This window comes from Nitrospira sp. Vd2 (genome assembly GCF_979581665.1).
Genome location: NZ_CEFZSK010000035.1, coordinates 1 through 12,183, shown reverse-complemented (window position 1 = coordinate 12,183; position 12,183 = coordinate 1). Strand labels below are relative to the sequence as shown.

The 12,183-nt window shown below is 61.3% G+C and carries 11 protein-coding genes and 1 pseudogene; 10 read left to right on the top strand and 2 right to left on the bottom strand.

The genetic code is table 11. The features are described 5' to 3' along the window. Positions 1 to 95 precede the first annotated feature (95 nt). Together holB and tmk are read right to left on the bottom strand one after the other, a co-directional pair. Positions 96 to 1,115 (bottom strand): DNA polymerase III subunit delta', encoded by a 1,020-nt coding sequence (gene holB, locus AC1U7K_RS13410; RefSeq protein WP_480251925.1) that lies wholly within the window; start codon positions 1,113 to 1,115, stop codon positions 96 to 98. 33 nt (positions 1,116 to 1,148) lie between these two features. Further along, positions 1,149 to 1,874, bottom strand: coding sequence for a dTMP kinase (tmk, locus tag AC1U7K_RS13405; protein ID WP_480251924.1), 726 nt, complete (start codon positions 1,872 to 1,874; stop codon positions 1,149 to 1,151). Between the two features lie 99 nt (positions 1,875 to 1,973). Here tmk and AC1U7K_RS13400 point away from each other — a divergent pair, with 99 nt between their 5' ends. From AC1U7K_RS13400 to gatB, 10 genes and pseudogenes are all read left to right on the top strand, one after another. Further along, complete coding sequence (locus AC1U7K_RS13400) at positions 1,974 to 2,648, top strand: DUF502 domain-containing protein (protein WP_480251922.1); 675 nt, start codon at positions 1,974 to 1,976, stop codon at positions 2,646 to 2,648. A gap of 72 nt (positions 2,649 to 2,720) precedes the next feature. Further along, positions 2,721 to 4,202: pseudogene (glmU, locus tag AC1U7K_RS13395) on the top strand (bifunctional UDP-N-acetylglucosamine diphosphorylase/glucosamine-1-phosphate N-acetyltransferase GlmU); the annotation flags it as partial. Between the two features lie 125 nt (positions 4,203 to 4,327). Continuing rightward, on the top strand, positions 4,328 to 6,157 hold the full coding sequence (gene glmS, locus AC1U7K_RS13390) for a glutamine--fructose-6-phosphate transaminase (isomerizing) (RefSeq protein WP_480251921.1): 1,830 nt from the start codon (positions 4,328 to 4,330) through the stop codon (positions 6,155 to 6,157). 50 nt (positions 6,158 to 6,207) lie between these two features. Beyond that, a complete protein-coding gene (gene gatC / locus AC1U7K_RS13385) occupies positions 6,208 to 6,501 on the top strand; it encodes an Asp-tRNA(Asn)/Glu-tRNA(Gln) amidotransferase subunit GatC (RefSeq protein ID WP_480251919.1) in 294 nt (97 codons plus the stop codon). A 19-nt stretch (positions 6,502 to 6,520) separates the two neighbouring features. After that, entirely contained in the window at positions 6,521 to 6,901 is a 381-nt protein-coding gene (gene panD / locus AC1U7K_RS13380; RefSeq protein WP_480251918.1) for an aspartate 1-decarboxylase, read from the top strand. 21 nt (positions 6,902 to 6,922) lie between these two features. Continuing rightward, complete coding sequence (gene gatA, locus AC1U7K_RS13375; protein ID WP_480251917.1) at positions 6,923 to 8,389, top strand: Asp-tRNA(Asn)/Glu-tRNA(Gln) amidotransferase subunit GatA; 1,467 nt, start codon at positions 6,923 to 6,925, stop codon at positions 8,387 to 8,389. Positions 8,390 to 8,400: 11 nt separating this feature from the next. Then, a complete protein-coding gene (locus AC1U7K_RS13370) occupies positions 8,401 to 8,820 on the top strand; it encodes a DUF948 domain-containing protein (protein WP_480251916.1) in 420 nt (139 codons plus the stop codon). Between the two features lie 487 nt (positions 8,821 to 9,307). Then, the gene (locus AC1U7K_RS13365) at positions 9,308 to 9,898 is read left to right on the top strand and encodes a DNA polymerase ligase N-terminal domain-containing protein (RefSeq protein ID WP_480251915.1); all 591 of its coding nucleotides are present in this window, start codon (positions 9,308 to 9,310) and stop codon (positions 9,896 to 9,898) included. 224 nt (positions 9,899 to 10,122) lie between these two features. Further along, positions 10,123 to 10,452 (top strand): YtxH domain-containing protein, encoded by a 330-nt coding sequence (locus tag AC1U7K_RS13360; protein WP_480251914.1) that lies wholly within the window; start codon positions 10,123 to 10,125, stop codon positions 10,450 to 10,452. Next, a complete protein-coding gene (gatB, locus tag AC1U7K_RS13355; RefSeq protein WP_480251912.1) occupies positions 10,452 to 11,879 on the top strand; it encodes an Asp-tRNA(Asn)/Glu-tRNA(Gln) amidotransferase subunit GatB in 1,428 nt (475 codons plus the stop codon). The genes AC1U7K_RS13360 and gatB overlap by 1 nt, the downstream gene beginning before the upstream one ends. Positions 11,880 to 12,183: the final 304 nt, after the last annotated feature.

The window sequence follows — 12,183 nt, the reverse complement described above, 5'->3', positions numbered from 1 at the left end:
CTCCCGGCTCACCCGCCCGCCCCAGGCCCGCCGAGACGCACCCTAGTCCCACTGATTGACCGTAAAATATCAGGGCCGACGCGGAGAAATCCAGATTAGCGCGATGCCACCGCCCGGGCCGGCAGCAGGATGTCGCGCACGTGGAGCAAGACCGACTCGAGCGCGAGCTGAAGGTTGATGTTTCGGTTCGCGCTTCTGTTGATGCGCTCGATCTCGCTCAGGACGTCGAGGAGCGCGCCAGGCTGCACGCTGCGCGCGATCTGCTCGAGCTCGGCCGCAGCATCGCTGTGCAGCAGGAGATCACGGTCGGCGCCGACCACAATGAGCAGCAGGTCGCGGAGCCAATGCCCGATCCAGTCAAGCGCTTCTGGAATGCGGCCGGACTTCGAGAGCGAATCCGCGATAGCGAGCAGCGCGGTGATGGATCCCAAGACTCTCGGCGTGACGATCTGTCGAAACTCATCGTTCGTCTGCCGCACGGTCTTCACGTCGCTCCGAAGAGCCTGCCCGATCCGACCTTGGCTGATGATCGCCAACAGGCGCGCATCGCGCGGCGGCATGTCGCGTTTGAGGATCAAAGCGGCCTCGACTTGGTTGCGCGCGGACGCGACAAAGCGCAAACATTGACATCGCGACTTGATCGTACTGAGGAGCGCGAACGGCCGACTGCTGACCAAGATGAAGACGCTGTGCGCGGGCGGCTCCTCGAGGGTCTTCAGCAACGCGTTCGCGCCGCCAAGCGTCAGCCGATCGGCATCGTCGATCAGAATGACCTTGTATTCGCCGATCAAGGGCCGATACATGATGGCTTGCTCGATTTCGCGGATCTGTTCGATCTTGATTTGCGGGTTCGCCGCTTCGCGATCGGGTTCGATGACGAGCACGTCCGGATGGGTTCCTGCTTCCGTCTGCAGGCATGAGCGGCAGGTGCCGCAGCCTCGCGCAGCGGTGTCACGTTGTTCGCAGTTCAGCGCCTGGGCGAACCGTACCGCCATCAGACGCTTCCCAATCGACTCATCGCCGTGAAACAGATAGGCGTGCGCGACCCGATGGGCGCGGATGGCGGCTTCCAGCAGCGCTTTCTGGCCCTCATGGCCGAGCACGTCGTGAAACATGGTCGAACCGTCGAATCCCTTAATCCCGTGCGCTCAGTGGCGGGCCTGACTTCCGGCCATACGCTTTTTTCGTTTCTCGAGAAACTTCGACACGGCCAAGACGACATCCTGAGCAATGGCATCGGCATCACGGTCGGCATTGATGACCGTGATCCGTTTCGGGTCCTTCCGTGCGAGCGCCCGAAATCCCTGCCGCACACGTTCATGGAAACGACGGGTTTCCTGATCCAGCCGGTTCTGCTCCCCGGTATCACGCCGGCGGGCCAAGCCTGTCGCCACGGGAAGATCGAACAGCAAGGTCAAGTCGGGCGCCAAACCGCCAGTGGCCAGTCGATTCATTCGTTGCAGATCGATGAGTGCCAGGCCGCGCCCATAACCTTGATAGGCCAAGGTGGAGTCCGAGAACCGGTCGCAGAGGACGATTGCGCCTTCAGCCATCCCGGGACGGATCCGATAACGCACGTGTTGACTACGAGCGGCGAAGACCAGCGCGGCTTCGCATTCCGCCGTCATCTCCTCACCGGCAGGGACCTGCTGCTCGTTGTCGGGAGCAGAAGAACCGTCGAGCAGGACCTCTCGAATGTCTTCGGCGATCGGTGTTCCACCGGGCTCCCGGGTTTCGATCACCCGATAGCCGGCCTCGCGCAGGGATTTGGCGAGCTTGGCCAGTTGGGTTGATTTGCCGCTCCCTTCGATACCCTCGAGAGTAATGAAGGCACCCGGGGAAGGGGCGCTCGTGAATCGTCGTGCTCTCGTCATCCGCGATCGGCCATCCTATTCGAAGTCGTTGAAATTCTCAACAAATGGCTTGCGGGAGGGTAGTAAAGGCTGTATCATTTTATCGCCGTGGATACGACCGTGAAAACCCTCCGAGCGTCCCTGAAACGCTATTTTCTCACCGGGTTACTCGTCATTACACCGATTTGGGGAACCGTGCTGATCCTCAAGACGCTGTTCGTCACTGTTGACAGCATCCTAGGGAGCGCGGTGAGCCGGCTGGTTCCGCCTCAATATAACGTCCCGGGACTTGGCATCGTCGCTCTCGTCCTCCTGATCTTTGCGACGGGCTTGCTGGCCGCGAACTTTATTGGAGGTCAGATTGTCCGGTGGTGGGAGGAGTTGCTCCACCGAGTGCCGATCGTCCGTGGCATCTATTCGACGCTCAAGTCGATGACCGACATCCTCTCCTTCAAGGAAAAAGATCGGTACAACCGCGTGGTGCTGATCCAGTTTCCGAAGAATGGTCATTATTGCTTTGCCTTTGTGACGGGCGTCACACATAGCGACATTCAAGAGGTCTCACCCGAACCCCTGTTGAATGTCTACGTCCCGACATCGCCCAATCCGACATCGGGGTATTTCCTCCTGGTTCCTGAAAAGGAGGTCATCCCGCTTGAGATCAGCGTCGAGGAGGCGATGAAATTGATCGTGTCAGGAGGTCTCTACTCTCCACCGCCATCCATGAATGGTTCGGCGTCGCGCCGACCGGCCACTCCGAGCGTCCCAAGCGGACTTGAGGTCCCCATTGCATGAGGCCGTCTCGTTTTCATGCACGGCCATCAGCGTTCGCCGGTCCAGTACCGTTCAGCACATGAGACAATCGGCATGACACACCTCGGCGCCATCGTGATGGCTGCCGGCCTGGGGAAGCGGATGCGCTCGAAGGTCGGCAAAGTGCTCCATCCGGTTGCCGGGCGGCCGATGATTCTCTACGCGCTCGACCTCGCGCACCGGATGGCGGACAGCGGTGTGGTCGTCGTAGTCGGCCATCAAGCCGACCAGGTGAAAGCCCTGCTGGATCGCTATGCCGTGGAGCGCAACGGCGCCGGACCGAAACCCACCGTGGCAAGAGAGAAGGGCGTCACCGCTCATGTGGGGCATCGAGCGACCGGTGCGGCGCTCCTGATCGCTGACCAGAGCCAGCAACTGGGGACCGGTCATGCCGTGATGCAGGCACGTGACGCGATTCTTCGAGCCAAAGGACGTCCGGCGCAGGCCTATCTGATTCTCAACGGCGATACGCCGCTCCTGACCGAAGCGACCCTCCACCGGCTGTTGGCCGTCCACGAAGAAGAGAAAGCCGCGGTCACGCTGCTGACGGCTCGTCTTGAAGACCCGAGCGGATACGGACGCGTAGTGCGGGCGACCGCGAATGCAGGCCGTCAGCGGGTCATGAAAATCGTCGAAGACAAGGATGCGACCCCCGCCGAGTTGGCACTGAACGAAATCAACGTCGGGACGTACGTCGTGAACGGCGAGTTTTTGTTTGAGGCCTTGGACCGGTTGCAGCCTCAGAACGCGCAACAGGAGTATTACCTGACCGACATCGTGAAGGTCGCGGTGGATCGGGGGCTCCATGTGACGGCCGTCGTCGCGCCGAGTGCCGAGGAAGGCTTGGGCGTCAATTCGCGGCAACAGTTGGCGGCCGCGGAGCGGATCATTCGAGATCGGATCCGTGACCGATGGCTGCACGACGGCGTGACGATGATCGATCCGCCGACGACGTGGATCGACGCCGACGTGACCATCGCGCAAGACGTCGTGCTGTATCCCCATGTGACGCTGGAGGGCCGGACAACGATCGGGCCGGATAGCGTGGTGCGATCACACAGTCGGATCGCGAACAGCACGATCGGGGCGCGCGTGGTCATTCAGGATTGCAGCGTGGTGACGGACTGTTGCATCGAGGATGAGGCCGCGATCGGGCCTTTTGCGCATCTTCGGCCGGGATCGATCGTGCGCCGGAAGGGGAAGGTCGGAAACTTCGTCGAGATGAAGAAGACCGAACTCGGCGAGGGCTCCAAAGCGAACCATCTCACCTATCTCGGCGACAGCCGCGTGGGGAAACACGTCAATATCGGCGCCGGAACGATTACCTGTAATTACGACGGCTATCACAAGTATGAGACGGTGATCGAAGACGAGGTCTTCATCGGAAGCGACTCACAACTTGTTGCGCCGGTCAAGATCGGCCGAGGCGCGGTGATTGCTGCCGGAAGCACCATTACGCAGGATGTGCCGGCTGATGCACTGGCCCTGTCACGCGCGGCTCAGGTCAGCAAGGTGGGATGGGCGAGTCGGCGCCGGGCGCTGCTTGTAGGTACGGATGAGTCTTCGTCGACCGGCAAGCGTGAAGAGGCGCAGGAGAAACAACGAAACCCTTCGCCGGCCGCCGGCAGTCGGCGCAAGAAAGCCACCACGAAGAGGTAACCATGTGCGGGATCGTCGGGTACGTCGGCGATGAGCAGGCGGTGCCAATTCTCCTGAACGGCCTAAAACGACTCGAATACCGGGGCTATGATTCGGCCGGGGTCGCGATCCTCGATGGCGGCAAGATCGGCGTGCGGCGGAGCGTCGGCAAGCTGGCCAACCTGGAAAAAGTGTTGAGTGGCGACGGCCTGAAAGGAACCACCGGCATCGGCCATACGCGGTGGGCGACGCACGGCAAACCGTCGGAGCAAAATGCGCATCCGCACCGGTCGGGCAGTTGCGTGCTCGTGCACAACGGCATCATCGAAAATTACCTCCCGCTCAAGCAGCAACTTCAGAAGGACGGCTACCGCTTCGAGTCCGAGACGGACACTGAGGTGGTCGCGCATCTCATCGCGCGGTATCTCAAGCACGGGAACTCGCTGGCGGAGGCGGTGCTCTCCGCGACAAAGGATATTCGTGGCAGCTACGCGATCGCCGCGATTTGCGAGGGCGAGCCGAATACGCTGGTGGCGGCGCGCTCGGGATGTCCGCTCGTGATCGGCCGCACTGAGCGGTCCGGGCTCGTCGCGTCCGATGTGATGGCGATGCTCCAGCATACCCGCGACGTGACGTACCTGGAGGAGGGCGACCTCGCGGTCGTCACGCCGTCCTCGGTGCAGGTCATGGATGCGCAAGGGCGGGAAGTGTCGCGCAAGCCGACACGGATCTCCTGGGATGCGGCCGCCGCCGAGAAGAGCGGCTATCCGCACTTCATGTTGAAGGAGATTCATGAGCAGCCGCAGACGATCCTCGACACGATGCGCGGCCGCTACACCTTCGAGCTCGGGGAAGCGGACCTGCCCGATTTGAAGCTCACGCCCGAGCAGTTGGCGGCCGCGGGCAAGATCTGGATCGTCGCGTGCGGCACCTCCTGGCACGCCGGTCTCGTCGGGAAATATCTGCTCGAGGAAATGGTCAAAGCGCCGGTGCAGGTCGATATTGCGTCGGAGTTTCGCTACCGTGATCCACTGGTCCAGAAGGACGATCTGTTCATCACGATTTCTCAATCCGGCGAGACGGCCGATACGTTGGCCGCGGAGCGCGAGGCCAAAGTGAAGGGCGCGCGCGCGATGGCGATCGTCAACGTCGTGGGCAGCACGCTCGCTCGCGAATCGGACGGCGTGCTCTACACCCATTGCGGCCCCGAAATCGGGGTCGCCTCCACGAAGGCCTTCACCGCGCAGCTCACGGCGCTCTATCTGCTCGCCCTGCATTTGGGACGCGTGCGGGGAACGTTGAATGCAAATGATGGCCGGACATGGCTCGAACGGCTCGTTTCGCTGCCGACGCGGGTCGAGCACATCTTGAAGCGCGAGGCCGAGATCGTCGCGATCGCCAAGCGGTACCATACCAAGCGGAATTTTTTGTATCTGGGGCGAGGCATCAATTATCCCATCGCGCTCGAAGGGGCCCTCAAGCTCAAGGAGATTTCCTACATTCACGCGGAAGGCTACGCGGCGGGGGAGATGAAGCACGGCCCGATTGCGCTGATCGACAAGGACATGCCGGTCGTCGTCCTCGTGCCGCGCGATCATCTCTATGAAAAGACGGTGAGCAACCTGATGGAGGTGAAGGCGCGGAACGCTCCCGTCATCGCGTTCGTGAGCGAAGGGGAGCGCGATCTCGGCAAGGCGGCCGACGCCGTCTTTACGATCCCCGATGTGCCGCCGTTGCTCAGTCCGGTGCTGTTCGCCGTCGCGCTTCAGTTGCTCGCCTATCACATCGCCGTCTTGCGCGGGACCGACGTCGATCAGCCCAGGAATCTTGCCAAGAGCGTCACGGTCGAGTAGGAGCTGTTGGAATTGGCCTTTTTCAGTATCCTCGCTGTAAGATAGAGCCAATGGAAATCACGAAACAGCAGGTCGAACACGTCGCGAAGCTGGCGCGGTTGGAGGTCAGCGAGGCGGAACAGGATGCCTTCGCGAAACAGCTGAGCAGCATCCTGACGTATATCGAGCAGCTCAAGGCGTGGGACACAGCCGGTGTAGAGCCGACGGCGACCGTTCTGGATCAGAGGAACGTCTTCCGGGACGATGTGGTCAGACCCAGCCTGCCGGTTGAGAAGGTCTTGATGAACGCCCCTGAAGCCGATGAGGGCTGCTTCAAGGTGCCGCGGATTCTAGAAGAGCGATAAGGAGTGACGAGGCGGACGAATGCTGAGACAAATGCTCAGGGCCAAGATTCACCGCGCTACAGTGACCGAGGCGTGCCTGGAGTACGAGGGCAGTATCACGATCGACGAAAATCTGTTGGAGGCCGCGGGCATTCTGCCCTTCGAGCTGGTCATGATCTCGAACCTCAACAACGGTGAGCGTTTCACGACCTATGCGATGGCCGGGAAGCGGGGGAGTGGTGAGATCGTGCTAAACGGCCCGACCGCGCGCAAGGCGGTGGTCGGCGATAAGATCATCATCTTCTGTTATGAGTTTTACGCCGAGGATGAGGCGAAGCGCCATCAACCGAAAATCATCATGGTCGACGAAAAGAATCACATCACGCAGCAGAAGCCGACCCGCACGAAGTCCGCGTCCTGACGGACGCCGGCGACTCCGCTGATGTCTCTCCACAAGCTCACGCTTCGCGAACTCCAGGATCGGTTCACCAAGGGCGATGTGAACGCCCGCGACATCGTCCGCGCCTACACCTTGCGTCTCAACCAGGTTGAGGCCAAGTGCAAGGCTTACATCACCGTGACGACCGATGCCGCGATGGCCCAGGCGGACGCGCTGGACGGGAAGTTGAAGGGGTGGCGCAGGGTGGTGCCGATGATGGGCATGCCCCTCGCCATCAAGGACAATATCTGCACGGAAGGTGTGCGGACGACCTGCGCGTCGCGCATCCTCGGTGAATTCGTCCCTCCCTACGATGCCACGGTAATCGGCAAGCTTCGCGAGCGCGGCTATCTGTTATTGGGTAAGACGAACCTGGACGAGTTCGCGATGGGCTCCTCCACCGAGAACTCGGCGTTCGGACCCAGCCGGAATCCGTGGAACCCGGCGTGCGTCCCAGGAGGCTCGAGCGGGGGCTCGGCGGCTGCCGTGGCGGCTGATGAGTGCGCTGCGGCGCTCGGCTCCGATACGGGCGGCTCCATCCGACAACCGGCGGCTTTCTGTGGAGTGGTCGGACTCAAGCCAACCTACGGTCGCGTCTCTCGCTACGGCCTCGTGGCTTTCGCCTCGTCGCTCGATCAAATCGGTCCGATTACGAAGGACGTGACCGACGCCGCCATGCTGTTGAACGCCATCGCCGGCCATGATCCGCTCGATTCGACGTCCGCCGATGTTGCCGTCCCCGATTACCTCAAGGCGCTGCGGAGGAAGGACCTCAAGAAGCTCCGCGTCGGGGTACCGGCCGAATACTTTGCCGAAGGCTTGGACCCGGACGTTGAACGGGCGGTGCGCGACGCCATCGAGATGTTGAAGGACCTGGGCGCCGAGATCAAAGACGTGTCGCTTCCGACGACCAGCGCTGCCGTGGCGACCTATTATCTCATTGCGACAGCGGAAGCCAGCTCCAATCTCGCGCGGTACGATGGCGTGAAGTACGGCCTGCGCGCCAAGCAGGCGAAGGACCTCCTTGAACTCTATCGGCAGACGCGGCAGGAGGGGTTCGGGCCGGAGGTGAAACGCCGGATCATGCTCGGCACCTATGCCCTCAGCGCCGGCTACTATGATGCCTACTATGGCAAGGCTCAGGCCGTCCGGACGTTGATTCGGAAAGACTTCGATGCGGCCTTCCAGCAGGTGGATCTGCTCGCCACGCCAGTCACGCCGACTCCCGCGTTCAAACTCGGGGAGAAGATGGAAGATCCGCTGCAGATGTATCTCTCCGACATCTACACGATCTCGGTGAATTTAGCCGGTATCCCGGCGATTTCGGTTCCGTGCGGCTTCAGCCGGGTGGGGCTTCCCATCGGCTTGCAACTGATCGCCAGACCTTTCGAGGAAGACATCCTCTTGCGCGGTGCCCATGCCTACGAGCAAGCGACGACGTGGCGGGCCAAGCGCCCGAACATCAGATAAGGGAGGCTCGTATGTTGCTTGACGTGTCGGCCCTCATTGCGGCCGTCGCCTTCGCCGTCCTCGTCGGGTATCTGACTGCAACCTTGATTCAAGTGAGAAAGACACTGGCGGCCTTGCATCCGCTGATCCTCCAATTGAACCATGAATTGCCAGGTTTGCTCCGTGACACACGGCAGACCGTGGCGAACGTCAACGCGGTGGCCCTGCAAGCACGGGACGGCGTCGCGCATGCCGCCGTCTTTCTGCATGCCGTCGGCGAGGTAGGCGAGACGGTGCAGCAGGTTCATGGGTTGGTACGCGGGCGCGGGGAAACCCTCGTGGGGCGGCTGGGGATGTGGCTCACCGGATTCCGCGCGGCCTCGGCGGTTATCAAGGACCGGTTGAGCAAGCGGGACGGCGACGGGACACCGGCCCCCGGTTCTCAAGCATAGCTGCACCTCGCGCTTCCCCGGCCCTCCTACAGTCCGCGCCGCTTTTCTTCCGATAGACCCTCCCGTTCGTTGCCGTACACTGCGGCCGAGATGCTGTCCGCGTGCCTTGCGCGCATTCAAGACTATGCAGTCGACGATACTCAAACCGCTGCTGCTGGCGAACGATTCGCGTGCGAGGGACGGTCGAAGTCATCGAGCGCCGCCTGCTCCTGGACGGCTTCGTTCGGCGTTACGATTCAACGAACGAGGTCGATAAGGCGCGCGCTTTTCGAACGCCTGTTGGACGTGCGGAACGACGACCTTTCACGCCACGGTGGTCTGGTGGAGGAGCGGGGGAGGAGTTAGGGCTAGAAGCGTTCGAGGTTCGAGGCTTGGGGAGAGATGGAGGAATTGCAGAGAAACTGGATCGCGCCAACGCTCAATAGCTTTCGGGCTCTTACCCCGTTCTGTTAAGCTCGAACCTCGAACTTAGAACCTCGAACATCATATGAGTGCCCTCGACGAATATCGGAAGAAGCGCCGGTTCGGCCGGACGCCGGAGCCGGCTGCTCAGCGCAAGAAGACGGCGAGCGGCCGGCTCTTCGTTGTCCAGAAGCATCGCGCGAGCCATCTCCATTACGACTTGCGGTTAGAGAGCGACGGGGTGCTGAAGTCGTGGGCTGTGCCGAAAGGCCCGTCGCTCGATCCCAAGGTCAAGCGGCTTGCGATGGCCGTGGAGGATCATCCGGTGGATTACGCCGAGTTTGAAGGTGTGATTCCGGTCGGAGAGTATGGCGCCGGGACGGTGATGGTCTGGGATCGCGGGACCTACGAACCCGAAGGCGACGGTAACGTCGCGGCATCATTGGCCAAGGGCGATCTGAAGTTTCGGTTGCACGGAGCGAAGCTCAAAGGATCATGGGCCTTGGTACGGACCAGGAATCAGCAGTGGCTCCTCATCAAACATCGCGACGAGCATGCCGCCAGCGAAGACATCACACTGACCGCGCCGTTGTCCGTGGTGACCGGACGCCGACTCGCCGACATTGCAGCCGATGAGGGTGGGGACGTCGCCCAGGCGGCGACCGGCGATCCTTAGCTCGGGTAGCGGCAGTGGCGATCGCTCCACCGACGTTCGCTAACCCTGCTCACAGGCCGTGATGCTTGGAGCCGAACAAGGTTGAAGCCATCATAGCTCAGGGCATGAAGCAATGAAGTACCTACGTGGGACTGCTCGATCTCTCGTTGACAGGCCCTCACGTATCGCTTACTCTCAGCTGTCGCGTTTTCACACAGACGGCGGCGATCTCTCAATGAGGGAGGATGATGATGCAGGATGAACGACCGGAAGGTGTGTCGGCTGCGACGGTGGTCCTGGCTTTTCTCGGTGGTGCAGCAGTCGGCGCGATTGCTGCCTTGCTGCTCGCACCGCAATCCGGCGAGCAATCGCGTGAGCGACTACGCGCGTATGCGCGCCGGACCGGCGAGAGCGTCCGCGACTTCGCAGACAAGGCGGGTGAGAGCTGGCAGCAAGCGGTGGAAAAAGGCCGCGACTTGATGCACGAGCAGAAATCCATGTTGAAGGAAGCATTCGATGCCGGCCGCGAGGCGATCCGGCGGCAACGCGAGCAAGACGAGCAACGGATGGGCTGATGCCGTACGAAGTCATCATTGGGCTCGAAGTCCACGCGCAACTACTGACGCAGTCGAAAATGTTTTGCGCCTGTGGCACCCGGTTCGGCCTGCCGCCGAACACCCAGACCTGTCCGATTTGTCTCGGCATGCCGGGGACGCTGCCGGTCATCAATCGGGTAGCCGTCGACATGGCCATTCGAACGGGCTTGGCCCTGAATTGCACGATCCGTTCGGCCAACCGATTCGCTCGGAAAAATTATTTTTATCCCGATTTGCCGAAAGGCTATCAAATCTCTCAGTACGAGGCGCCGATCTGCGAGCACGGCTGGATCGATGTCCAGCCTGCGGCGACGAGCCGGCGGGTTCGAATCCGTCGGGCGCATTTGGAGGAAGATGCAGGCAAGAACATGCACGATCCCGGCGGAGGGAGCCGCGTCGATCTGAATCGCACCGGCACGCCGTTGCTCGAAATCGTGACGGAGCCGGACATGCGTTCGGCCGACGAGGTGGTGGCGTACCTCAAGATGCTGCGCGACCTGCTCATTTATCTCGACGTCTGCGACGGCAACATGGAAGAAGGCAGTCTGCGCTGTGAGCCCAACGTGTCGTTGCGTCCGGTCGGGCAAACTGGCTACGGCACGAAGGTCGAGTTGAAGAACATCAACTCATTTAAGTTCGTGAAGGACGCAATCGAATACGAGGTCAAGCGCCAAAGCAAAATCTTGAGCGAGGGAGGCACCATCCGGCAGGAGACCCGGCTCTGGGATGTGGAGAAGGGACAAACCGCCGTGATGCGGAGCAAGGAAGAGGCGCACGACTATCGCTATTTCCCCGATCCGGACTTGGTCCCGCTCGCGATCTCGGAGGACTGGATCGCGGACGTCCAAGGTCGGCTGCCGGAATTGCCGGAGGCCAAACAACAGCGCTTCGTGTCCGAATATGGATTGCCGGAATATGACGCCGGCGTGTTGACGTCGTCGCGCGATCTCGCCGATTACTTTGAAACGTGCGTCAAGCAATTCAACCAGCCCAAGACGGTCAGCAACTGGGTGATGGGCGAGTTGCTGCGCGAGTTGAACAACGCGGGTATGTCCGTCAGACAGTCGCCGGTCTCGCCGGAGCGCCTCGTGAGCCTGCTGCGTCTGGTGGAGGACGGGACGATCAGCCTCAAGGTCGCGCGCGAGATTTTCCCGGAACTTTATGCCAGCGGCAAGTCGCCTGACGCGATCGTGAAGGAAAAAGGCTTGACCCAGGTCTCCGATGAGACGGCGCTGGCGAGCATGATCGAGGAGGTCATTACGAAGAACCCGGCGCAGGTGGCGCAGTATCGCGCGGGCAAGGAGCAGGTGTTGGGGTTCTTCGTCGGCCAGGTGATGAAAGCCTCGGGCGGGAAGGCGAATCCGGGGAAGGTGAACGAGTTGTTGAAACGGAAGTTGTCGGAATGACGAAGAGAGGTGGCATGTGGACCTACGCTCCTATGCTTCCAGCGGCACCCCATCCACGGCAGTCCGAAGCGGAACCTTCCGGAATTCCCTCGGCGGCGGTCGTGTTCGACCGCGGTGCCTCGGTCAGTTCCGGCTTTCCGCTTCGGATGCCGGGCGGGGCCCCGCCGCTTCCAGCAACATACGCTTCGGTCCACAGCCACCTCAGTTTCATCTTCAATATCACTTGAAAGAGAGCATCTAAATGCCAAGAGCTAGTGTCCTGTCTCTGAAGTACGTGGAATAAGTTGTGCATTGGTGGTGTCCT